Genomic DNA, 22,215 nt, shown 5'->3' with positions numbered 1-22,215 from the left:
TTCCGGGGTCTCGACGCGAAACCGTCCTTGACCCCGGGCACGATGAGGGGCGAAAGGAGGGGCCATGACGACAACTTCTGAAACAACCCCCAACGACCTGCGAAGCCGCGGATTGGCCGTCTTGCGTCACCTCGTCGGTCGTGATGATGTCGACTTCCACCCTGGCCAGTGGGAGGCAATTGAGGCTCTGGTAGCCCATCACCGTCGTGCTCTTGTGGTGCAACGAACCGGATGGGGAAAGTCGGCGGTCTACTTCGTCGCGGCCCTGTTGCAACGAGCTGCCGGATTCGGTCTCACCCTCATCGTCTCCCCTCTCATCGCCCTTATGCGTGACCAAGTAGCTGCCGCGAAACGCGCCGGGGTGCGGGCAGCCACGATCTCCTCAGCCAATGCCACCGAGTGGGACCACATCGCTCATCGCCTCGACGCTGACGACATCGACGTCCTGTTAGTATCTCCCGAAAGACTCGTCAATCAGAAGTTCGCCAACGAGCAGCTGCCCGATTTGGTGAGGCGAATGGGCATGCTCGTCATTGACGAAGCCCACTGCATCTCAGATTGGGGCCACGATTTCCGCCCCGATTACAGACGTATTCGCAATCTTGTCTCCGCACTGCCCAACGAGGTCCCGGTGCTGGCGACGACAGCCACCGCCAACTCGCGAGTCGTCCAAGACATTTCCGAACAGATCGCGCCGTTCGATAACCGCGATGAGGTATTCGTACTGCGTGGCCCCCTGGCCCGATCCTCCCTGCGCCTGGGAGTCCTCAACCTCCCCAAACCGACAGACCGCCTGGCCTGGCTCGTTCAGCACCTGGGTGAGTTGCCGGGATCAGGAATCATCTACTGTCTGACGGTCTCCACGGCGGAGGAAACCGCGACGTCACTGGCCGAGGCCGGTTACCACGTGCGGGCCTACACCGGACGCACGGACCCCGAGGAAAGGACTGATCTTGAGGAGGCGCTACGCAACAACCAGGTAAAAGCTCTCGTCGCTACGAGTGCCCTAGGCATGGGCTTCGACAAACCCGATCTGGGATTCGTAGTTCATCTGGGAGCGCCAAGTTCCCCTATCGCCTACTACCAGCAAGTGGGTAGAGCTGGTCGGGCCACTAAGAACGCTGACGTACTGCTGCTTCCTGGCCCAGAAGATCAGGACATTTGGACCTACTTTGCAACGGCGACCATGCCAACCCGAGAACACGCCGAGGCTGTTCTCAAAGCACTGTCCAATAGTGAGGTGTTGTCAGTGCCTGCGCTGGAGGCCCACGTCGGAATCAAGCGCAGCCAGCTTGATCTGTTGCTCAAGGTGATGGCGGTCGAGGGGGCGGTCGAGAAGGTTCGCGGCGGGTGGCAGGCCACTGGAAAACCGTGGGTTCATGACACTAGGCGATATGAGCGAGTGTCCCAGGCGCGACGCGATGAACAGCGAGCAATGCTCAGCTACGAACGGCTCGACACCTGCCGAATGGCCTTTCTTACTGGAGAGCTTGACGACCCGTCTGCGGCTCCCTGTGGTCGCTGCGATATCTGCGCAGGTTCGTGGTACCCGACAGATATTGATCCGTCGGCATCATCCTTGGCGAAGACCATCCTCGATCGAGTCGGTGTTGTCGTCGAACCGCGTACGACGTGGCCGTCGGGTATGGGCACCTTGGGTGTCGACCTCAAGGGTCGTATCGACGCCGACGAGACCGCCGAAGAGGGCCGCGTCATCGCCAGGCTGTCCGACGTGGGTTGGGGCGGCCCGGTGCGTAACCTGCTTCGAAACGACGACACCGGCACCCCTATTGACGCCGATATCACTCCGGCACTGGCCAAGGCCTGCGTCCGGATGCTGGCTGAATGGAACTGGGCTCATCGTCCGTCTGCTGTGGTCCGGATACCGTCTGTCACCCGGCCCCACCTCATAGACTCCCTCGCCTCGGGACTCGCCCGCGTGGGGCAACTCCAGGATCTTGGCTGGCTCGATCTTGTAGAAAACGCGCAGCGTCTGGATTCGTCAACAAATTCGGCTTACCGACTGCGCGACGTGTATGCCCGTTTTAGTATTGGGCCGCAGCTCATGTCGAGGCTGTCCCACCTCGGTGGTGCACCTGTTCTCCTTGTCGACGACGTCATTTCCAGCCGGTGGACAATTACTGTCGCTGCCCGGTTACTGCGGCGAGCTGGGTCGGGACCCGTCCTGCCGCTGGCTCTCGCGTTAACCCACTGACATTCCGGCCTACTACCCCAAGCACCCATGTGCATCAATCACCAACCTTGGCCTGTCCTCATGAAAAAAGAAATAGATTCGTCGCCTCAACGCGAACGGGGCCGGACAAGCGAGCCTTGATGCGGCACGATGGAGGTAGTACAACACCAGGAGGATTCATGTCCCTTGCCAAGTTCACCGCCCGTTCTGCTCTGTCGGCCATCTTCATCACCGGAGGTCTCGGCGAAATTAAGAACGCCAATCAGCTTTCCGGTGCTGTCGACGGACTCTTCGAAAAGCTCCCCGAGTCGGTTCGCTCGCAGCTTCCCGACGTTGATCCCAGCCTTCTGGTGAAGGTCAACGGCGGCACCATGCTGACCGCTGGATCCTTGCTGGCCCTCGGCATTAAGCCGCGCCTGGCTGCCACCATCTTGGCGGCTCAACTCGTCCCCGTAACGCTTGCAGGACATCCTTTCTGGGAGAAGGATGGCGATGAGAAAAACGGCGAGCAAATTCAGTTCTTCAAGAACCTCAGCCTCATCGGCGGTCTACTTGTCGTCGCCTTGGGAGGTGCCACCAAGAGCACCAAGAAGAAGTGATTCCCCAGCTGCCGTCGAGTCACGGCAGCCCATACTCTGCGCCAACGATGGGGCCGGACGGATTATCCGTCCGGCCCCATCAATCGTCCAGCATGAGACAGTGCAAGAAATCACTCAGCGCTATCGGCCATGGCCCGCAACTGGGCCAGCCCGACTACACCGGCTGTTGAGGTTCTCAATACCCCGTCGGAGACGGTCACTGGTCGGGCTCCGGCTGAGACGAAAAACTCAACTTCTTGGTCGGTGATTCCACCTTCAGGTCCGACGACGAAGATCACTTCACCAGACTCCGGCAGATCTTGGCGCACCAGAGGCTCGGTGGCAGATTCGTGGAGTACATAGGCAGCGTCGGCGGCACGAATCCTCTCAACAACGTCCTTAGTCTGAACCAGTTCGACCTTGGGAACGAGGAATCGCCGCGACTGCTTGGTGGCCTCACGGGCTGCTGCCTGCCACTTGGCCACACCCTTGGTTTGCTTGTCACCTTTCCAGCGCACGATACAGCGGCTAGCCTGCCATGCCAGGATCTCGTGAACGCCCATCTCAGTGAGGGTCGCCACCGCGAGCTCAGCACGGTCTGACTTCGGTAACGCCTGGACGGCGACCCACCGATGGGCGGTGTCCGGAGCCGAGAGCACCTCAGTGACCTCAACGCTTACAGACCCCTTCGTCACCTCAACAGCAGGTCCACGAACTGCATGACCTTCGCCATCGGTGACAAGAACGGACTCTCCCACCCGGATACGGCGCACCGAACCGGCATGATGTCCTTCTGCACCGGTGATATGGACTACTGTTCCGGGCCTAGCTCCGGCGACGTCCCCGAGGAAGCAGGCGTCGCTCATCCGCCAAAGGCTTCTTTGATGCGGGAGAACATGCCCCGTCCCCCGGGCTTCTCCACGCAAGCTGACACCTCAGTCTCACCTCGGGCCTCGGCCAACTGACGCAACAAATCCTTCTGGCGGGAGTCCAGCTTGTTCGGTGTCTGGACGATGAAGGTAACACCAAGGTCGCCTCGTCCCCCCCGACGAAGTCGCGGCACACCACGCTCAGGCACGACAATTCGGGTTCCCGACTGGGTCCCAGCCGGCACTTCAACAGTCACTGACTTCTCGGACTCCTCGAAATCCTCGCGATCAGCCTCGAGGGTGCGAACCGGAACTGTAGTCCCCAGTGCGGCCGCCGTCATCGGGATCGTGACGACCATCTCGAGGTCGTCTCCCTCTCGGGTAAAGACCTCATGCGGGCTGACCGTCATCTCGATGTACAGGTCGCCGGCTGGGCCGCCGCCGGGCCCCACTTCTCCCTGAGAATCTAAGTGGATCCGGTTACCGTCGGCAACACCAGCAGGAATCTTGACATTAATCGTGCGGGTGGTGCGTACTCGTCCCTCACCGGAGCACTCCTGGCACGGATTCGGAATGACCGTGCCATAGCCCCGACACGTCGGGCAAGGCTGGCTGGTGCGAATGTCACCCAGGAAGGACCGCTGCACCGTTATGACCTCACCGCGACCTTGGCAGGTGCTACAGGTCACCGGCTCAGAGCCGGATTGAGCTCCCTTTCCTTGACATTTGGGGCACACCACAGCGGTGTCGACGTTCAGTGGCTTGGTGACACCGAACACCGCTTCAGCCAAGCTCAGCCGCATCCGGACCAAGGCGTCCTGACCGCGTCGGGTCCGCGAGCGAGGTCCGCGCCCGCCACTGCCGAACGGCGTTCCGCCACCGAACATGGCGTCAACGAGATTGGTGAAATCGAATCCAGCGCTGCTAAATCCACCCTCACCAAACCCGCCCATGCGAGCATTCGGGTCGCCGCCACGGTCGAAGACAGCGCGCTTCTGGGGATCCTGGAGGACCTCGTACGCCTCCTGGACCTTCTTAAACTCCTCCTCGGATCCCGGTCCAGCGACATCGGGGTGGAGCTTCATGGCCTTGCGACGATAGGCCTTTTTGATCTCGTCAGCGCTCGCGTCACGGGAAACGCCAAGAATCTCGTAGTAATCGTTGCTCAAGGATCATCCTTCTGCCAGGAACCGGCCGACATAACGGGCCACGGCTCGCACAGCTGCCATGGTCGAGGGGTAGTCCATTCGGGTGGGTCCGACCACGCCGAGGCTCGACGGACCATCGTCAGGACCGTATGTGCTCGCCACCAGTGACGTGGATTGGAAAGGCACGTCAGTGTTCTCGGCACCAATACGCACCGTGACCTCACCGGCTTCTCCGGCGGTGGCCTCGCCGAGTAGCCGCATGAGGACGACCTGCTCCTCGAGAGCCTCCAGAACCGGACGCACCGTCGTCTCCCACTGTGCCCCGAATGCCGTGAGATTGGGAACTCCTGCGACCACCACACGCGCAGAAGGATCGACGGCGAGGATCTCCAGCACGGTCGCGACGACTGACGTTGCGCGCGACCCCTCGACCGGTCCAAGCTCGTCGAGAAGCCGGTTGAGAGCCTCTGCGGCCTCCGCCACCGTCAAACCGACCAGAACCCGGTTAAGCCTGGTGCGAAGGGCAGCGAGATTCTGCTCATCGTGACCGGGAAGCTCGACGATCCGTTGCTCCACCGACCCCGACGACATGATGAGAACGATGAGGATACGGTCGGTCGACAGGCTCACCAACTCGAGGTGACGGATGGTGGCCGTCGTCGCCACCGGGTACTGCATAATCGCGACCTGATGAGTGATCTGGGCAAGTAGCCGCACGGTGCGTCGCACGATGTCATCGAGGTCGACGGCTCCGGTCATGAAGGCCTGAATAGCTCGACGCTCCGGACCAGACAGCGGCTTGAGGGTCGCTATCCGATCAACAAAGAGGCGGTACCCCTTGTCGGTTGGGATACGACCAGCGCTGGTATGAGGGTGGGTGATGTACCCCTCCTCCTCCAGCACAGCCATGTCGTTGCGAACGGTGGCCGGCGACACTTGGAGTCCGTGACGTTCGACCAATGCCTTGGAACCCACCGGTTCCTTGCTGGAAACATAATCGGTGACGATGGCCTTGAGCACGTCGAGCTTGCGATCGTCGAGCACAATCCCTCCTCACGCGATCCCATCGGGTACGAGTCCCACTTTGGCACTCTCGGGCACCGAGTGCCACCTTATCGCGTTCACCTGGAGCACTTCTGCTTCTCTCGCTGGCAGCTGGTTCACCTCGACGTGCCACACTGGTGGCCATGTCGACGAATCCCAAAACTCCCCAGTGGTCCGCTCTCACTCCCCGGGTATGGGTAACGACAGTCGAACCAGAAACCGTTACCTGTGGACTGATCGCAGGCGACACTCACGTCCTCCTCATCGACACCGGATCGACTCCTGAGCAAGGACGAGCCTTGGCATCATCAGCAGCAGGTATGTTAGGGCGTCCAGTCGATCGTGTCGTCGTCACCCACCACCACTATGACCACAGCGGCGGGCTTTCAAGTCTTCAAGGAGTCGAAGCCTGGATGCACGAGGCCGCCCTAGCCCACTGCCCCCATCTCCACGTCGATCACCCCATCTCGCTGATGGCGTATGTCGATTTGGGTGGTCTCGGTGCCGAGGTCATCCATCCAGGCCCCGCCCATACCGACGGCGATCTTGTCGTCATCGTCCGCGACGAGAAGGTGACGTTCGTCGGGGATCTCGTGGAGACTGCCGGGCAACCACAGTCCGATGAAACGACCGATGTCCGGGGCTGGCCGCGAGCCATCGACTCGGTCATCACCGGCACTGATGGGGCAGGTATCTATGTGCCTGGCCATGGGCAGCCCATCGACGCCACTGCCGTGATGAAACAGCGGGCCGAACTTGCCGAGAGGATTCCCTCCGATATCCCGCTGACCCCGGTGAGCAGGCATGTCCCTCCCCACCTGGCCTGATTGAGGTCCGGGTGGTAACGGGTCAGCGCAACAGCTCAGCGACGACTTGGTAGGCGTCCTCATCAGCGGCGACCACGAGCTTGCCCGACATTTCGGAAGGTCCGTACTCGGCACCATCGACGGTTCGCACCACGCCCCCGAGTTCGCGAACCATAAGGGTGCCTGGCAAGTGATCCCACGGGTAGGAGTGCTGATAGACGGTGACGTCGTTCTCCCCCAGACAGATCAGCGGGTAGTCCACCGCACAGCACCACTTCGACGCCCGCCACTCCACCCGTGGCGAGGAAATCTTGTATACCTCGTGGGTCGTCGCAGCGCGAACCGGGGTGTGCGACCCGCCCCGCGTCACTGTGCCACCGTCGCAGGTGACTCCGGCACCACGCTCGGCACACCACATATGGCCATACTGCGGCTGCCAGATCCACGACCTCACCGTTTCGCCACGCTGAAGCTGGGCTAGCATGACACCATGGTCTAGCGAACCATGGACATAGTTCTTCGTGCCGTCAATGGGATCGATGACCCACGCCAGGTCGGCGTCTGGAACGGCCCCGAGAATGGAGGGGTCAGCGAAGGCTGCCTCCTCCCCCACAACGACACCACCAGCCTTTGCGGTCAAGGCCGCAGCAAGCTCCTTCTCGGCTTGACGGTCAGCATCGGTGACGAAATCGCCAGGCTTCTTCTGGTGAATCTGATAACCCTCCAGAGTCCGGAACCCCGGATCGATGACCCTGGCGCTGACGTCTCGAATAATGTCCGACACCGTGTCGACATCGATACTCATGCCATCTCCTCATCGTCGAACTCGTCGACATGGTCGCACGTGACGAAATCGATGAGTTTCTCCATCTCAGTGTTGAACCGTGGGTCCAGATCGTGCCAGTCACGCACCCTTTTCAACATGGCCTGCCACGCCTTGCCAACGTCTGCCTGGGTGGCATGAGGAAGACCTAAACGTTTCAGGGTGCCGAGCTTGAAATCCTCGTCCATCGGGACCTCCGGCCACTCCTTGCGACCGATCCGCTCGGGTTTGATGGCCTGCCAGATGTCAATGAACCGATGCCCGGTAATCATCACGTACTCGCCATATCCACCGCGTCTCACCTCGGCTGCCACGCGGGATTCCTTGGTCCCGGCGACGAGGTGGTCGACGAGAACTCCCAGTCGGTGCCCGGGACCCGGCTTGAACTCAGCGACGATTCCGACCAGATCGTCCATGCCACCCATGTACTCCACGACAACCCCGACGTGACGCAGATCGTCTCCCCAAATCTTCTCAACGAGCTCAGCGTCGTGACGGCCCTCGACGTAGATCCGACTGGGCAGAGCAACTCGGGCAGGCTCAGCTGCGCCTGCAATGGATCCTGACGCCGTGTGCTTGATCCTTGCAGTGCCTTGCCGAGGCGGAATACACAGGTTAACGGGCTTACCATCGACCCAAAAACCCGGACCGATAGGGAACGATTTACGCCTGCCCTTGCGGTCCTCGAGCACGACCAGGCCGTTCTGCCACGCGACGACCGCACCGACGTACCCGCTCGACGGGTCCTCGACAACCATGTCAAGTTCCAATGGCATGTCGACGCTCTTCTTCATGTGAGAAGTGCGCCAGCCGCCTGCGAGAACATCGTGAGAATATCGGTCGATCACGGTAGCCACTGTATTGCCAGGCGCAGCCATGACGCGCCACCAGTTGAAACAACTGGCGTTGCCCCTTTGGCATGTCTCCCGTTCCGGAGCCATCACACCAGCAGATTCGTGATGATTCGGTCAGCCACCATACGCCCCGACAGATTGAGCACCAACCGATTGCTCTCGATCATCCCGAGTCCCTGGGTCACGACGCGCTCAGCCCGGTGCCGTTCCAGCTGTGTCAGCTGGGACATCGGCAGTCCATCAGCCAGCCGCAGCTGCAATAGTACCGTCTCCTCATGGCGTTGCTCTTTGTTCAGGACCTCGTAGTCCTCGACTGGCAGACGCCCATCGGCCAACCTGCTGCGATAAGTGGCTGGGTGCTTGACGTTCCACCATCTCGTTCCATTCACATGGGAATGGGCTCCCGGACCTATCCCCCACCAGTCGTATCCCAGCCAATACCCCATATTGTGACGACACCGGTGGTCACGGTCCCCACGCGGACGAGCCCAGTTCGACACCTCGTAGTTGATGTATCCGGCCTCCACCAGAGTTTTCTCCGCAATGAGATATTTGTCAGCAAGGTCATCTTCGTCGGTCATGGGCAATTCACCGCGCCTTATGCGCGCCGCCAGCCTGGTGCCGTCCTCCACGATGAGGGAGTAGGCGGAAACATGGTCGGGTTCAGCCGACAGCGCGGCGTCGAGACTGCGTCGCCAAGAATCAAGGTCCTCGCCGGGAACTCCGAAGATAAGGTCAAGGCTTACATCGTCAAATCCAACTTTGCGGGCCAACCTCGCCATCTCCACGGCACGACCTGGGCGATGACGACGATCTAGGACGGCCAGGACCGACTCATCGGAAGACTGCATTCCCATGGACAACCGGTTAATACCGGCGTCCAACAACCCCGAAAGCACATCCTCGTCGAGTGTTTCCGGGTTAGCCTCCGTGGTGATTTCGGCGTCGTCGTCGATACCCCACAGGGTCCGCAGATGGTCGACAAGCTCGCCCAGCTGCTCGGGGGTGAGCATCGTCGGCGTACCTCCCCCGAAGAAGACGGTGGACACCGGCGGACGCTCTCCCAACATCTGCCTAGCAAGTTCCAACTCACGATGGGCTGCCTCAAGGTAACCCGAGACGGCGTCTTCCCCCATGGCCGATAGCACATAGGTGTTGAAGTCGCAGTAGCCGCACCGAGAAGCACAGAACGGTACATGCAGGTAGACGCTCCAGGGCCCGTCAGCCGGGTGGAGCTGTGGCAGATCACCATCTGCGTGCGTCATGATCCTCCTGGGCCGCGAGGTGAGGCGTCGTATGTGCATAATGCCACTTGGGTCAGGTGGCTGCTGATCGAGCCGTTACAGCGCATAACTATCCGGATGGCGAACACTCGACGGGTGAATCTTCAACAGTTCGAGGCTTAAGGTGTCATTATGGATTTTTCTCGCCGTCACTTCCTCGGCGCAACTGCAGGTTTAGCAACTGCGGCGGTCCTGACCGCATGTGGGTCGAACACCGGTGGTGTCTCGACCGGCTCGAATTCCAGTGTCGCTTCGGGAAACTCCGGAAAGATCGTCCAGTGGTACCACGAATATGGCGAAAAGGGCGTCCAGCAGGCTGTCACTCGCTACGCGAAGGACTATAAGGACGCCACGGTTACTGTGAAGTGGAACCCCGGCACCGATTACATGAAGCTGCTGGGCACTACCTTGCTGTCTGGGTCTGGGGTTCCCGACGTTTTTGAGTCCGAGTACGGCGCCACCCTTGACATGATTCAGAACAACCAGGTTGTCGACCTCACCGACACCATTGGTGACGCCACATCCAAGTTCTCCCAGGCCGTACTGGACCGCATGACCCTTGACGGGAGGATCTACGCGATCCCACAGGCCGTCGACATGCAGTTGATCTACTACCGCAAGTCGGCTTTAGAGAAAGCAAAACTGCCAGCCCCGACCACCTTCGAGCAACTCGTCGACACCGCCAAGGCCGTCAAGACCAAGGACATGGGCGGATTCTTCGCCGGTAATGACGGCGGTATCGGCGTGCTCGGCAACCTCCTCATCTGGGCTTCCGGCTTCGAACAGCTCACTGACGACCACACTGACGTCGCCTTCATGGAACAGTCCTTCTTTGATGCCGTCACGTCCTATCGTGACTTCTACAAGTCGGGAGTTCTGCTGACTGCCGCCTCCAAGGATTGGTCTGACGCCTCCCCGTTCGTCAATGGTGAGACGGCTATGCAATGGGGTGGCCTATGGTCCCTCAGCGATATCTCCTCGAAGTGGAAGGATGATTTCGGCGTCATCCCGTTCCCTGCCATCGGGGACTCGGGCAGGCAGGCCATACCCTTCGGTGCCTACGGCTCCTGCGTCGCTGCCAAAGGGGCGAGCAACGATGTCGAGGCTGCCAAGGAGTACGTCAAGTGGTTGTGGATCGATCAGACAGACAAGCAGGTCGATTTCGCAAATTCCTACGGCACGCACATCCCGTCGCAGCCTGACCTCACCAAAAAGTGCTCCCGGATCAACAGTGGTATCGGCAAGGAAGCCGCTGAGATGGTCGACAAGTATGGCAAGGCCGCAAGCTTGTTTTGGACATCCAAGATTTCCGACGCTTACAGTGCCGCACTCACGAATGTGGTCAAGAAGGGCACAGACCCGAAATCAGCCTTCGCTCGAGTGCAGTCGACGGCCAAGGCAGAGCTCAAGCGCGTCACCAAGTGAGTTCATCGGCGGTTTCCAGGCCTCCTTCCCGTAGCTTGTGGCAACGGGTTCGGGGGCACCAGGGGCGCAACCTCTGGTTTGCTCTGTTCACTGCACCGTTCCTGATCGGGCTGCTCATCTTCGTCTACATCCCGATCATCTGGAGCGCGTACCTGTCGTTCTTCGACGCCCGGGCGACCTTATCCCCTACGACGTTTGTCGGTTTCGCGAACTACCAGAATCTGTTGTCGGACGCCTTGTTCCGCAGCTCGATGCTGGTTTTCATTGTCTTCGCGATCCTCATCGTCCCGCTCACCTATATCTGCTCCCTGGCCCTCGCGCTGGCCCTCAACAACGTCGGCAAGTTTCGAGCCTTTTTCCGCTCCTCCTTCTTCATCCCGACGGCCTGTTCCTACGTCGTCGCGGCGATGGTCTGGAGACTCAGTTTCTTCAATGGGGTCCGATTCGGTCTGGTCAACTCCCTGCTGCGCAAGGTCGGTGGTGACAACGTCGACTGGTTGTCCGGAATGGGCTACTGGTACTGGATCGCACTGGTCTCACTGCGGCTGTGGCTGCAGATTGGCTACTACATGATCCTGCTCATTGCAGGTCTCAACCGTATTCCCATTGATACGTATGAAGCCGCTGCCATTGACGGTGCTGGCCGCTGGGCGACCCTACGTCACGTCACCCTGCCACAGCTGCGGGGTGTGAGCGCGGCCGTCCTTATGCTTCTGCTCATCGGCGCTTTTCAAGCCTTCGACGAGTTCTACAACCTGCTGTCCTCCTCGGGCACCTACCCGCCCTACGCCCGTCCCCCGCTGGTACACCTGTACCTCGTCAGCGTCGGTGGAGCCGATCAAGACCTCGGCATGGGTGGAGCCGGGACCGTCATTCTCACCGCCATCATCGTGTTGTTCGGACTGGCCCAGAACTGGGTCATGACCGGTCAGGAACGTCGCGAGAAAAAGGCTATCAAGAGGGCTGGCCGAAAGGAGATATCTCATGGTTGACGAACGTTTCCACATGGTCAATGGCCGTTCCGGACATTTCCTTCACGGTCTTAAGATCGTCGCACTGTTCATTCTGGCTCTGCTGTTTCTGCTGCCTTTCTATGTCATCTTTCGCAATGCCTTCAGTAGTTCGGAAGCCTTTGTCGCTTCGGATTGGCAATGGCTACCTGACAACCTCGATTTCTCGGTGCTGCGGGATCTGTTCTCCGACACTGACCTCAACCTGTCTGGAGCTATGCTCCACTCAGCTGTCCAGGCTGTCGGCCAGACGGTATTGACGGTCGTCGTCAGTTTCATGGCCGGGTACGGTCTAGCGAGGTTCCGCAATAAGGCTGCGACAGTGGTGCTACGTTTGACGGTCCTCACCTTGATGGTGCCGACCACCGTCACCTTCGTGCCCAGTTTCATCATGACGACCCGGTTCGGGTGGATTGACTCCTACCGAGGTCTCATCATCCCAATGATGTTCTCGGCCTTCGCGACATACCTGTTCCGACAGTCACTGCTGGAGTTTCCCAAGGAATTGGAGGAAGCGTCCCACCTTGACGGGGCTAACCCGTGGACGACCATGTGGCGCATCGTCGTCCCCAACTCCAAGGGGATCATCGCAGCAGTGTCGACGATTACCTTCATCGGCGCCTGGAACTCTTTCCTCTGGCCGCTGCTGGTGGCCCGGGACAACACCATGACCGTCCAGCTCACCCTAAGTCGGTTCATGACGAGCCAAGGAGTCAAGTATTCCGAACTCTTCGCTGGTGCCCTGGTGGCGATCGTGCCGGTCGTCATCATCTTCCTTGTCCTACAGCGCTACCTGGTTCAGGGCTTAGAAACCTCCGGTATGGACTGAGCCGACCGCCTGAATTCGCTGTCACGAGAGGGCTGGGCCGCCGGATGGCCTCATCGACGACGGCGGCTTCCGGACCGAAAACCGGACGACCAGCGGCTCCTGGCTTGAGCGGCATAGCGGGAACAGTAGTGATCCGGAACATCCCTGTCTCTGTCTGCCACCACGTGTCGGTGATAGGACATGTACCGTTGCCGACGACATCGTGGAATCAACGCCAGGCTTCCGGATTAATCGGCTCGCCGACCGATCCGAGAATGCGCAAACTGGACAGATCATGTTTACGTACCCAAGCATCGCCAAAGCGCATGAGGGTACGGATGGCTGTCGGAGCGGTGTAAAAGCCTGTACTGCCGTAATACTCGACGAGCTGCCACCAGCCGTCCGGATACGGGTAGGTCGGTCCGCCCTCATGCATGAACACGGTGGCGCCGTTGAGCAGCGGACCATACACGAGGTACGAGTGGCCGGTAATCCAGCCCGGATCAGCGGTACACCACCAGCGGTCCTCTTCTTTGATGTCGAAACACTGTTTGAGGGTAGTGTATGTGCCGACCTGATACCCACCGTGCGTGTGGACAATGGCCTTCGCCTTCTCCTCGAGAGCCTTCCAGTCTGAAACCCAAGCGTTGTCGATAATGCTCTGATCGGGTTCGAAGACGTCTTGTTGGTCCGCCATAGGGTCCTCCTCGACCTTCTGCCGCCCTTGCGGCGTCCATTGCTTGGAGACGGTGGAAGCACACTGACGGGTCATTTGTGAAGAACTTCACACGATTTTTCCGATTTTTGTTTGACACACTGGATACATGACTTCCTACTTGGCTCCGTCGTCCACCCCGGCCCGCCGACGTCAGACCCAACCACCAAGCCGCATGAACTCCATCGCTAGTAGCGCCGGCGTGATGGCTGTCATCGTCGCGATCATGTGGACCCTCGAAGTCGTCGACACCGTGCTCGGTAACACCCTCGACCAGTTCGGGATCCACTCGTGGACTAGCCAAGGATTGTGGGAAATCATCACAGCCCCGTGGCTGCACTACGGCTGGGCTCATCTGGCTGGTAATTCCATACCTCTGTTCGTCCTTGGCATGCTCGTCTATATGGAATCGACGCGAACCTGGGTCATCTCTGGCCTCACCATCACGGTGTGCTCGGGACTCTTCGCATGGTTGTTCAGCGCGCCCGGGACCATCACTCTTGGAGCCTCCGGGATTGTCTTTGGCTGGTTGGCGTATTTGCTAGTCCGAGGTCTATTCACCAAGAGGCTGCGCGACATCCTGGTAGCAATCGTCGTCTTTTTCATCTACGGATCGGTGCTGTGGGGTGTGCTTCCAGGTCAAGCTGGGGTGTCTTGGCAAGCCCATCTGGGTGGCGCGATCGGCGGCGTCATGGCTGCATCATGGTTAGCTCGTCGTCCCAGGAGAGACAGGGTGGTAGCTTCCACCCAGTGAGCACCCTTCCTTTCGTCTCTGACACCTTCGACGCACAGCGTTGGCGCGAGATCAGTCTTCCGGGTAACCCCCTGACTGACATGACCTTCCATCGCCTCATCTCGCGAGGAGAAGTCGATCACGCCCCGGCCGACGAGGATCTGCCGGTGGTACGGATCGCCTTCGACCGTCCGACCATCCGCAATGCTTTTCGGCCGCACACCGTCGACGAATTGTACCGCTGTATCGACGCGGCTCGTTGTACTCCCGACGTGGCAGCTATCATCTTGACCGGTAATGGCCCGTCCCCGCGCGACGGCGGATATTCCTTCTGTTCGGGCGGCGACCAGCGCATTCGCGGCGCTGCTGGCTACCAGTACGAGTCCGAAGAGTCATCTGGCGACGAAAACCTGGACACTGACGCCCGTCGGGAGCGGATAGCCAAGGGACGCCTGGGACGTCTCCACATCCTTGAGGTTCAACGCCTCATGCGCACCACCCCCAAGCCCATCATTGCTGCCATACCAGGCTGGACGACCGGTGGGGGCCACTCCCTTATGGTGGTAGCCGACCTGGCTGTGGCTAGCCGGCAGAACGCTCGGTTCAAGCAGGTCGACGCCAACGTCGGTTCTTTCGACGCCGGATACGGTTCAGCACTCTTGTCTCGTCAGATCGGTGACAAGAGAGCCCGCGAAATTTTCTTCCTCGCCCAGACGTACACTGCCGAGCAGGCCGAGCAATGGGGCGTCATCAACCGCGCCGTCGACCACACCGAACTGGAGAACACCGCCATCGAGTGGGGGTTGACGATTGCCGGAAAATCGCCGCAGGCCATTCGGATGCTCAAATACGCCTTCAACATGGTTGACGACGGTATTGCGGGACAGCAAGCCTTTGCCGGGGAAGCGACGCGCATGGCGTACATGACCGAGGAGGCTCAGGAGGGTCGCGACGCCTTCCTTGAGCACCGCTCCCCTGACTGGTCCGCCTACCCGTATTACTTCTGACTCCTCACCTCTGAACGCGACAACCCCTCAGGAGGACCGATGGCCGAAACCGCACGACTGCACGTCGTCCGGGTAGAACGCACCCAAGCAGACATCGACTGGTTGACCGAGCGCTTGACGCGTTTGTTCCATGGTTCGACGCGATCAGTTCTCGTGCCAGCCGGGGGCGATGAGAACCCTGTGGCTGCCCTCGAGGATGTCGAGAGACGGACGATATTCCTGCCTGATGAGGTCGGGCTGGTCATGCGCACCTCTGGGTCGACCTCTGCCCATGGGCGTCTGGTAGGTATCTCAGCTTCTCAGCTGCTGTCATCCATCCACGCCACAGACGCACGACTTGGCGGGTCCGGGACTTGGGTTCTCGCCCTTCCTCCCAACCACATTGCCGGACTTCAGGTGGTTGCCAGAGCTGCAGTCGGGGATCGCCCGGTAGTCGTCGTCGAGGGAAAGGTGACGCCTCAATCCCTGGCTGACGCCATCGACGACGCGGTACACAAGGACCCAGCCGCTCGCGTATATCTGTCCTTGGTTCCAACCCAGTTGACCGATTGCATGACTGACCCAGCCGCTCGTGAAGCTTTGACACGGTGTTCAGCAATTCTCGTCGGGGGTGCCGCGACCCCCACGCAACTCATTGCCGAAGCGCGTGCGGCTGGAATACCGATCGTACTGACCTATGGAATGAGCGAGACCTGCGGCGGGTGCGTCTATGACGGCATTCCCCTCGACGGTGTGAAGGTGCGTCTGAACGAGGACGGTCGGGTGTCACTGTCTGGCCCTATGGTGATGTCGGGGTATCTCGACGAAGGTCCGACCGGAGATTGGTACCTCACCGGGGATATCGCCCACTGGCAGGACGGTCGTCTCGTCGTCGAGGGTCGCGTCGACGACCTCATCGTCTCCGGTGGGCTCAAGATCTCCCCTGACCACGTGGCCCGCGCAGTAACTGCAACCGGGTTGGTCAAGAACTGCGTCGTCGTCGGTCTGCCCGATCAGCGGTGGGGTCAGGTCGTCACCGCAGTTGTCACCGGCTGTCGGAATCCAGAGCACATCCGGGAGGCCGTCGATCTGCCCCGCGAATTACGTCCTCAGGTCGTCGTGTCAGCTGAAGCTATTCCCATGCTGGCTTCCGGAAAGGTAGATCGACTCAAGGTGCGCAGTCTGGCTCAGCAGGCCAGGGATGATGGATCTGCGTGGATGCGATGACTCAGGCGTATCTACCGTCGCAATCCCAAGTGCTGGCTCCACGGCGATTACACGGCCTGACGACGCGTCCGGAGTAGCATTTCCCCTCGTGCACACCTTGTCCTGCGATCTCGACCTGTCCGCTGCAAGTGGGGCTCGATGGTTGAACGCGGCGCGTCGCTACTGCCCGCCGGAGGCAGAGCCATGGATATGGGTGGCCCCCGACACCGACGACGCTCCAGCTATGGTCGGTTGGGGAGAGCAAGCCCGTTTCACCGCACACGGCCATGGTGCCGTCCAGAACGCATACCAGGCCTATTCGTCGTGGGTTGCTGAACACCCTGGCTCAGCTCCGGTAGCTTTCGGTTCTTTCCCGTTTTCCCGTGACGAGGAGGGATTCCTCGTCGTCCCCGCTGTCCTCCTCGTACGTCATCACTTGGGCGAGCCCACCCTCGTCTTTGGTGCACAATCCGCCCTGGTACGCGGTGATGATTCCGACCTGCCAGTCATTGACACCCAGCTTCCCGACCTTGACGCCGACCACTGGCGGCAAGCCGTCGCCTCCGCGACCACCCGGCTGTCTGAGGACTCGGACTTGGAAAAAGTGGTGCTCTCCCGGTCAGTGACCATCCAGGCGTCTGCCCCGATGAATCGCGGACTTGTCGCTGCCAGACTCTCGGAGAAGTTCAGTGGCTGCTGGACTTACTGCCACGATGGTCTTGTTGGGGCAACTCCAGAACTGCTCGTCGACTGCCGCGACGGCCTGTTCCGGTGTCGGGTACTTGCCGGCACTCGCAAGCCATCCTGGTCTCATGAGTTGCTGCAAGACCCCAAGGAACATCGTGAGCATGAGCTCGCGGTTACTTCGGTGACCCGACGATTAGCCGAGGCGGGACTGTCTGATCCTGCGGTTCGAGGCCCCTTCCTGTTGGAACTGCCCAATGTCACCCACCTGGCCACCGACATCACCGCGAGGGTCGGCACGACGAACGCTGCCCAGATCGTCGATGTCATCCATCCCACGGCAGCGGTATGCGGCACTCCACGAGAACTCGCCTACCAGTTCATTGAGCAGACCGAGGTCGTCGACCGCGGGCGGTTCGCCGGGCCTGTCGGCTGGATGTCGCCAGACGGCTCCGGCCAGTGGGCTTTGGCTCTACGCTGCGGCCAGTTCTCTAACGACAACCGATCTGTGCGGGTCCATGCTGGCGCTGGAATCATGCCCAGCTCCGACCCGGACAAGGAGTGGATTGAGACCGGGGCCAAGATGGAGGCCTTCAAGTCGGTCCTGGAGGGTTAAAAAGCTGGAGCTGAGAGGCCGTCGAGGCTTCAGACCCGGGGCAATGTCACCTCGACAATGCTGCGTCCACACACAGGTTCAGCCAGAAAATCCGTAGTGTCGACGCGACGATAGCTGGCCCCCACGGCCTTCGCCAACCCCTCCAGATCGAGCTGCTGAGGGGTAAGAAAGAACCTCTCCAAGACCGGACGAGGAGCAGCAGCATGTTCCAAGCCGGCGAAAATCGCTCCCCCAGCGTCATTGAGCACGACGGCTTGGACATCGACATCGCGTTCTGCGGCTCCCCTGAGGAGAGCAGTCGCGTCGTGGGCAGCGGTGAGGTCTCCGACGACGACTCGCACCGGCATCCCCAGCCCCATATGCAGGCCTACACCGGTCGAGATGGTGCCGTCGATACCGGCCAGTCCACGGTTGGCGATCGCTACCGGTCCTCGCTGGCCGGGGACAGCACACCGGTCGAAGGAACGAATGACGGCAGAGGCACCGAGCACAAGAAGCGGCCCCTCCCCGCGACAGGCGTCGGCCCAGATAGCCGCGCAGATCTCGTCTTTCCGGGTGACGAACGAAGGAGAGTCGGCGTGTTTCCACCTGGCCAGCCATTCCTCGTCCCGGGCGATGGAGCGCACAGTGGCGGATCCAGGGACAACTCGGGCACCACCAGCGACGTCAGTCCACCGGCAGCGGTCAGTAACGACGGTGACGGGGTGGTTGGCCAGCAGCTGTGTGACAGGACGCGACAAGGTGGGATGGCCGAAAACAAGAACGGCCTCAACCTCATCAGCCAAATCAGTTCCGAGCACACCTTGGTAGTCAGTGAGCGCGTTATCCCCCACTCGTGCCCCAGAGGTCGGCTCAGCGAGAAGTGGCCAGCAGCCCTCCTCAGCGACGGTAACTGCGCCACGACCGGCACCGTCACCAGCGACGACAACAGTGCGGGAAGGCATAGCGACCTCGGTTGACGTCCTGACGAGGTTGTCAACGATTCGGGGCTGGGGCGCGACACAATGCCACGGCTTGTCTGGGACAAGTGGGTCTCGGAATCCGACATTGAGATGGACCGGGCCAGGGTCCGCCGACAGTGCCCCGCTGGCAGCCGTGACAGCGCGAAACACAAGTCCGTCGAGACGGTCGTCGGCGGGATAACCGGCAGGAATGGCACCGAAAAACCTTGGTGCCGTCCCGTAGATGCCTTCCTGGGTGGTGGTCTGGTTCGCGCCGGTCTGCCACATCTCGTGGGGACGATCAGCAGAACACACGATGAGCGGAACCCCGCTGGCATCGGCCTCCAACACTGCTGGGTGCAGGTTGGCCACCGCTGTCCCGGAGGTTGTCACGACGACAGCTGGGCGCCACAGTCCTTCCAGAATCGAAGCTCGTGACAGTCCCAGGGCGACGAATCCGGCAGAACGTTCGTCGAGGCGAACATGAACCCGTAACCACCGTGCTGTTTCGGCGTCAGCAAGAGCGTAACCAAGGGGGGCGTCGCGCGATCCGGGACAGTAGACGACATCTTCGACCCCGGCTCCGACAAGGGCATTCACCAGTCGTCGGGCCACTGCGGTGGAGGAGTTCACAGCCTTATCTCCGTTCCACGTCGGCCAATGCAGCCAAGGTCAGATCCAGACGCTTAGCCCATCTCAAGCACAGATCATCGTCGGGATTGTCAGCCTCGACGTCAACCACGGCGCGCTGCGGTGTCAGGTAACCATCGACAGGTATCAGCGGTGAATCACTGACGTCACCGTCGAAAAGCCTTAGGGTTCCTAGGCCGCAGGCATGATCGAGGCTGGGCAAGGCAGCGGCCAGATAGGTCGCCAGTCCAATACCAACGCTGGTGTCCAGGGCCGAGGAGACAACGACTGGCAACCCGGCAGCGTCGATGACCTCAAGGACTCGCGAGATACCGGCCAGCGGCTGGACCTTGACGATAATGAGATCGGCTGCTCCGGCTCGTGCGACCGCAACCGGGTCCTCGGCACGGCGCACCGATTCGTCTGCTGCTATTGGGACCTTCACTTGGCGCCGCACTTGCGCCAGCTGGTCAACCTGGGGACAAGGCTGCTCGACATATTCCAATCCCTCAGCAGCGGCGTCAAGTTCGCCGATAGCCCGCACCGCCGTCTCGACGTCCCAAGCGCCGTTTGCGTCTACCCGAATCCGGCCACCTGGCATGGCCTGGCGTACTGCGGCGACCCGTCGACAGTCGTCGCGTAGCTCGCTGCGAGGATCAGCAACCTTGACCTTGGCAGTGGTGCAGGCCGACTCGGCCGCCATTGTCCGGGCCCGATCGGGGCCGACAACCGGAATGGTAACGTTCACCGGGATGTGATCTCGTCGAGTCGGCGGTACCGGTTGGGTGGCACCCTCAATCCCGGCGCGCAGCCAGGCAGCAGACTCAACCGGGCCGTAATCCCAGAACGGGGACCACTCTCCCCACCCTTCCGGACCGTGCATGAGGGTTCCCTCCCGCACCTCAATGCCACGGAACATCACCGTCAGCGGCACCGTGAAGGCAACCATCTGGTCGATTCCGCAGTCAGCAAGCTGCGGCGGAACCTGCATCCGATGGGCTCTCAGCTGGGAACTCACTTTTTCTCCGTCGACTCGCCGGTACGCAAAGCAGCCACAAAGGCCTCCTGCGGCACTTCGACCGAGCCGACCACCTTCATCCGCTTCTTACCGGCCTTCTGCTTCTCCAACAACTTGCGTTTTCGGGAGATGTCTCCGCCGTAACACTTGGCCAGCACATCCTTACGGACGGCGCGAATGGTCTCGCGCGCAATAACCCGGGCACCGATCGCGGCCTGAATGGGCACCTCGAACTGCTGACGCGGGATGAGTTCCTTGAGCTTGGCAGCCATTGCGACGCCATAGGAATAGGACTTATCGCGGTGGACGATCGAGCTGAGCGCGTCAACCGGATCCCCATTGAGCAAGATATCGACCTTGACGAGATCAGCAGCTTGCTCGCCAGCTTCATGGTAATCGAGCGAAGCGTAACCCTTGGTGCGGGACTTGAGCTGGTCAAAGAAATCGAAAACGATCTCCGAGAGCGGCAGGCGATACCGGATTTCCACGCGATCTGCAGACAGATATTCCAGCCCCTGCTGAACCCCGCGACGCTGCTGACACAACTCGAGGATGGCACCGATGTACTCAGCGGGACTCAGAATGGTGGCGTCGACGATCGGCTCCCGCACCTCGGCGATTCGCCCGGAGGTCGGATACTCCGACGGATTGGTGACAGTCACCGTCGACCCGTCCTCCATGAGGACGTGGTGCACCACCGACGGGGCCGTCGAGATGAGGTCAAGATCGAACTCGCGTTCCAGACGCTCACGCACGATCTCCATATGCAACAAACCGAGGAAGCCGACGCGGAAACCGAATCCCAGAGCCGTCGACGTTTCCGGCTCGTAGATGAGGGCGGCGTCATTGAGCTGCAATTTGTCGAGGGCGTCGCGCAGGTCCGGAAAGTCCTTGGCGTCAATCGGAAAGAGTCCCGCGTACACCATTGGTTTGGGATGCTGGTACCCACCAAGGTCCTTCTCGGAGGGCTTGGCAGCATTGGTGACGGTGTCACCGACTCGAGACTGGCGGACGTCTTTCACTCCGGTTATGAGGTAACCGACCTCCCCAACCGACAGCCCGGCAGCGGGAACCATCTCCGGGGAGATGACCCCGATTTCAAGTACCTCGTGAGCAGCCCCGGTACTCATCATGCGGATCTTCTCGCGGTGACGCAGCTCGCCGTCAACGACACGAACATAGGTGACAACGCCGCGATACGTGTCATACACAGAGTCGAAGATGAGGGCACGGGCCGGGGCGTCGGCCACGCCTTCCGGGGCAGGCACCTCGGCAACGATGGTGTTGAGCAGATCATCAACCCCGTCACCGGTCTTCGCCGAGACGCGCAGCACCTCCGACTCATCGCACCCAATGATTCCGGCGATCTCAGCGGCGTGGCGATCTGGTTCGGCACCTGGGAGATCAATCTTGTTGAGGACCGGAATGATCTCCAGGTCGGCCTCCAAGGCCAAGTACAGATTGGCCAGGGTCTGCGCCTCAATACCCTGGGCTGCGTCAACGAGCAAAATCGCCCCCTCACAGGCTTGCAGGGACCGCGATACCTCGTAAGAGAAGTCGACGTGACCGGGAGTGTCGATCATATTGAGGATGTAGGTGACGTCATCGACCTCCCATGGCATTCGCACCGCCTGCGACTTGATGGTAATGCCGCGTTCCCGCTCGATATCCATACGGTCTAGGTACTGAGCGCGAGCGCTGCGCTCGTCAAGAACACCGGTGATCTGCAGCATACGGTCGGCCAAGGTCGACTTGCCGTGGTCGATGTGTGCGATGATGCAGAAATTCCGAATGACGGCTGGATCTGTGCTGCCAGGCTGAGGCGCGGACATCTGCTCCCTCAT

Annotated in this window: 20 protein-coding genes; 10 read left to right on the top strand and 10 right to left on the bottom strand. The window is 60.6% G+C overall.

Features of this window, described 5'->3' with window-relative positions; translation table 11 throughout:
• Nucleotides 1-64: 64 nt before the first annotated feature.
• Together Q4B98_RS01485 and Q4B98_RS01480 are read left to right on the top strand one after the other, a co-directional pair.
• Nucleotides 65-2,215, top strand: a complete 2,151-nt coding sequence (locus Q4B98_RS01485) for a RecQ family ATP-dependent DNA helicase (RefSeq protein ID WP_303194934.1) — start codon at nucleotides 65-67, stop codon at nucleotides 2,213-2,215.
• 158 nt (nucleotides 2,216-2,373) lie between these two features.
• Nucleotides 2,374-2,793, top strand: a complete 420-nt coding sequence (locus tag Q4B98_RS01480; protein ID WP_303194932.1) for a DoxX family protein — start codon at nucleotides 2,374-2,376, stop codon at nucleotides 2,791-2,793.
• 110 nt (nucleotides 2,794-2,903) lie between these two features.
• Here the strand turns inward: Q4B98_RS01480 and Q4B98_RS01475 are convergent, their stop codons facing one another.
• The 3 genes from Q4B98_RS01475 to hrcA are packed head-to-tail and all read right to left on the bottom strand — an operon-like array spanning nucleotide 2,904 to nucleotide 5,833.
• A complete protein-coding gene (locus Q4B98_RS01475) occupies nucleotides 2,904-3,638 on the bottom strand; it encodes a 16S rRNA (uracil(1498)-N(3))-methyltransferase (protein WP_303194930.1) in 735 nt (244 codons plus the stop codon).
• Nucleotides 3,635-4,810: a molecular chaperone DnaJ gene (gene dnaJ / locus Q4B98_RS01470; RefSeq protein WP_303194928.1), complete on the bottom strand. Its 1,176-nt coding sequence runs from the start codon at nucleotides 4,808-4,810 to the stop codon at nucleotides 3,635-3,637. The genes Q4B98_RS01475 and dnaJ overlap by 4 nt, the downstream gene beginning before the upstream one ends.
• A 3-nt stretch (nucleotides 4,811-4,813) precedes the next feature.
• Complete coding sequence (gene hrcA, locus Q4B98_RS01465; protein WP_303194926.1) at nucleotides 4,814-5,833, bottom strand: heat-inducible transcriptional repressor HrcA; 1,020 nt, start codon at nucleotides 5,831-5,833, stop codon at nucleotides 4,814-4,816.
• A gap of 143 nt (nucleotides 5,834-5,976) precedes the next feature.
• Here hrcA and Q4B98_RS01460 point away from each other — a divergent pair, with 143 nt between their 5' ends.
• Nucleotides 5,977-6,660, top strand: a complete 684-nt coding sequence (locus Q4B98_RS01460) for an MBL fold metallo-hydrolase (protein ID WP_303194925.1) — start codon at nucleotides 5,977-5,979, stop codon at nucleotides 6,658-6,660.
• 22 nt (nucleotides 6,661-6,682) lie between these two features.
• Here Q4B98_RS01460 and Q4B98_RS01455 read toward each other — a convergent pair whose 3' ends face one another.
• The 3 genes from Q4B98_RS01455 to hemW all read right to left on the bottom strand — a co-directional run bounded on the left by Q4B98_RS01455 (nucleotide 6,683) and on the right by hemW (nucleotide 9,581).
• Complete coding sequence (locus Q4B98_RS01455) at nucleotides 6,683-7,444, bottom strand: inositol monophosphatase (RefSeq protein ID WP_303194923.1); 762 nt, start codon at nucleotides 7,442-7,444, stop codon at nucleotides 6,683-6,685.
• The gene (locus tag Q4B98_RS01450; protein ID WP_303195571.1) at nucleotides 7,441-8,319 is read right to left on the bottom strand and encodes a DUF3097 domain-containing protein; all 879 of its coding nucleotides are present in this window, start codon (nucleotides 8,317-8,319) and stop codon (nucleotides 7,441-7,443) included. Before Q4B98_RS01450 ends, Q4B98_RS01455 begins: the two co-directional genes overlap by 4 nt.
• Before the next feature lie 83 nt (nucleotides 8,320-8,402).
• The gene (hemW, locus tag Q4B98_RS01445; RefSeq protein ID WP_303194922.1) at nucleotides 8,403-9,581 is read right to left on the bottom strand and encodes a radical SAM family heme chaperone HemW; all 1,179 of its coding nucleotides are present in this window, start codon (nucleotides 9,579-9,581) and stop codon (nucleotides 8,403-8,405) included.
• A 150-nt stretch (nucleotides 9,582-9,731) separates the two neighbouring features.
• Here hemW and Q4B98_RS01440 point away from each other — a divergent pair, with 150 nt between their 5' ends.
• The 3 genes from Q4B98_RS01440 to Q4B98_RS01430 are packed head-to-tail and all read left to right on the top strand — an operon-like array spanning nucleotide 9,732 to nucleotide 12,863.
• On the top strand, nucleotides 9,732-11,024 hold the full coding sequence (locus Q4B98_RS01440; protein WP_303194920.1) for an ABC transporter substrate-binding protein: 1,293 nt from the start codon (nucleotides 9,732-9,734) through the stop codon (nucleotides 11,022-11,024).
• The gene (locus Q4B98_RS01435; RefSeq protein WP_303194919.1) at nucleotides 11,021-12,016 is read left to right on the top strand and encodes a carbohydrate ABC transporter permease; all 996 of its coding nucleotides are present in this window, start codon (nucleotides 11,021-11,023) and stop codon (nucleotides 12,014-12,016) included. Before Q4B98_RS01440 ends, Q4B98_RS01435 begins: the two co-directional genes overlap by 4 nt.
• Complete coding sequence (locus tag Q4B98_RS01430) at nucleotides 12,009-12,863, top strand: carbohydrate ABC transporter permease (protein WP_303194917.1); 855 nt, start codon at nucleotides 12,009-12,011, stop codon at nucleotides 12,861-12,863. The genes Q4B98_RS01435 and Q4B98_RS01430 overlap by 8 nt, the downstream gene beginning before the upstream one ends.
• A 208-nt stretch (nucleotides 12,864-13,071) precedes the next feature.
• On the opposite strand, the gene Q4B98_RS01425 is transcribed toward Q4B98_RS01430, so the two are convergent.
• Nucleotides 13,072-13,539, bottom strand: a complete 468-nt coding sequence (locus tag Q4B98_RS01425; RefSeq protein ID WP_303194915.1) for an AMP-binding protein — start codon at nucleotides 13,537-13,539, stop codon at nucleotides 13,072-13,074.
• A 223-nt stretch (nucleotides 13,540-13,762) separates the two neighbouring features.
• Between Q4B98_RS01425 and Q4B98_RS01420 the strand changes: the two genes are divergently transcribed.
• The 4 genes from Q4B98_RS01420 to Q4B98_RS01405 all read left to right on the top strand — a co-directional run bounded on the left by Q4B98_RS01420 (nucleotide 13,763) and on the right by Q4B98_RS01405 (nucleotide 17,782).
• On the top strand, nucleotides 13,763-14,311 hold the full coding sequence (locus Q4B98_RS01420; RefSeq protein WP_303195570.1) for a rhomboid family intramembrane serine protease: 549 nt from the start codon (nucleotides 13,763-13,765) through the stop codon (nucleotides 14,309-14,311).
• A gap of 50 nt (nucleotides 14,312-14,361) precedes the next feature.
• Nucleotides 14,362-15,297 (top strand): 1,4-dihydroxy-2-naphthoyl-CoA synthase, encoded by a 936-nt coding sequence (locus Q4B98_RS01415; RefSeq protein WP_303195569.1) that lies wholly within the window; start codon nucleotides 14,362-14,364, stop codon nucleotides 15,295-15,297.
• A 39-nt stretch (nucleotides 15,298-15,336) separates the two neighbouring features.
• On the top strand, nucleotides 15,337-16,503 hold the full coding sequence (locus Q4B98_RS01410; RefSeq protein WP_303194913.1) for an AMP-binding protein: 1,167 nt from the start codon (nucleotides 15,337-15,339) through the stop codon (nucleotides 16,501-16,503).
• 88 nt (nucleotides 16,504-16,591) lie between these two features.
• Nucleotides 16,592-17,782, top strand: coding sequence for an isochorismate synthase MenF (locus Q4B98_RS01405; protein ID WP_303194911.1), 1,191 nt, complete (start codon nucleotides 16,592-16,594; stop codon nucleotides 17,780-17,782).
• A gap of 29 nt (nucleotides 17,783-17,811) precedes the next feature.
• Here Q4B98_RS01405 and menD read toward each other — a convergent pair whose 3' ends face one another.
• The 3 genes from menD to lepA are packed head-to-tail and all read right to left on the bottom strand — an operon-like array spanning nucleotide 17,812 to nucleotide 22,215.
• Entirely contained in the window at nucleotides 17,812-19,356 is a 1,545-nt protein-coding gene (gene menD / locus Q4B98_RS01400) for a 2-succinyl-5-enolpyruvyl-6-hydroxy-3-cyclohexene-1-carboxylic-acid synthase (protein ID WP_303194910.1), read from the bottom strand.
• Nucleotides 19,357-19,360: 4 nt separating this feature from the next.
• Nucleotides 19,361-20,344: an o-succinylbenzoate synthase gene (locus tag Q4B98_RS01395; protein ID WP_303195568.1), complete on the bottom strand. Its 984-nt coding sequence runs from the start codon at nucleotides 20,342-20,344 to the stop codon at nucleotides 19,361-19,363.
• A 23-nt stretch (nucleotides 20,345-20,367) separates the two neighbouring features.
• Complete coding sequence (gene lepA / locus Q4B98_RS01390; RefSeq protein ID WP_303194909.1) at nucleotides 20,368-22,215, bottom strand: translation elongation factor 4; 1,848 nt, start codon at nucleotides 22,213-22,215, stop codon at nucleotides 20,368-20,370.

Source organism: Cutibacterium sp., assembly GCF_030525615.1.
GTDB lineage: Bacteria > Actinomycetota > Actinomycetes > Propionibacteriales > Propionibacteriaceae > Cutibacterium.
Note: the sequence above shows the minus strand (reverse complement) of the source record. Positions and strands in the feature narration are given on the sequence as shown.

Excerpts from the sequence above, each read along its gene's own strand:
- Q4B98_RS01475 (WP_303194930.1), bottom strand. The coding sequence starts at position 3,638 with ATGAGCGACGCCTGCTTCCTCGGGGACGTCGCCGGAGCTAGGCCCGGA.
- Q4B98_RS01395 (WP_303195568.1), bottom strand. The coding sequence starts at position 20,344 with ATGCAGGTTCCGCCGCAGCTTGCTGACTGCGGAATCGACCAGATGGTT.
- Q4B98_RS01425 (WP_303194915.1), bottom strand. The coding sequence starts at position 13,539 with ATGGCGGACCAACAAGACGTCTTCGAACCCGATCAGAGCATTATCGAC.
- Q4B98_RS01485 (WP_303194934.1), top strand. The coding sequence starts at position 65 with ATGACGACAACTTCTGAAACAACCCCCAACGACCTGCGAAGCCGCGGA.
- lepA (WP_303194909.1), bottom strand. The coding sequence starts at position 22,215 with ATGAGGGAGCAGATGTCCGCGCCTCAGCCTGGCAGCACAGATCCAGCC.
- Q4B98_RS01460 (WP_303194925.1), top strand. The coding sequence starts at position 5,977 with ATGTCGACGAATCCCAAAACTCCCCAGTGGTCCGCTCTCACTCCCCGG.
- Q4B98_RS01440 (WP_303194920.1), top strand. The coding sequence starts at position 9,732 with ATGGATTTTTCTCGCCGTCACTTCCTCGGCGCAACTGCAGGTTTAGCA.
- Q4B98_RS01455 (WP_303194923.1), bottom strand. The coding sequence starts at position 7,444 with ATGAGTATCGATGTCGACACGGTGTCGGACATTATTCGAGACGTCAGC.
- Q4B98_RS01420 (WP_303195570.1), top strand. The coding sequence starts at position 13,763 with ATGGCTGTCATCGTCGCGATCATGTGGACCCTCGAAGTCGTCGACACC.
- Q4B98_RS01410 (WP_303194913.1), top strand. The coding sequence starts at position 15,337 with ATGGCCGAAACCGCACGACTGCACGTCGTCCGGGTAGAACGCACCCAA.
- hemW (WP_303194922.1), bottom strand. The coding sequence starts at position 9,581 with ATGACGCACGCAGATGGTGATCTGCCACAGCTCCACCCGGCTGACGGG.
- Q4B98_RS01430 (WP_303194917.1), top strand. The coding sequence starts at position 12,009 with ATGGTTGACGAACGTTTCCACATGGTCAATGGCCGTTCCGGACATTTC.
- Q4B98_RS01480 (WP_303194932.1), top strand. The coding sequence starts at position 2,374 with ATGTCCCTTGCCAAGTTCACCGCCCGTTCTGCTCTGTCGGCCATCTTC.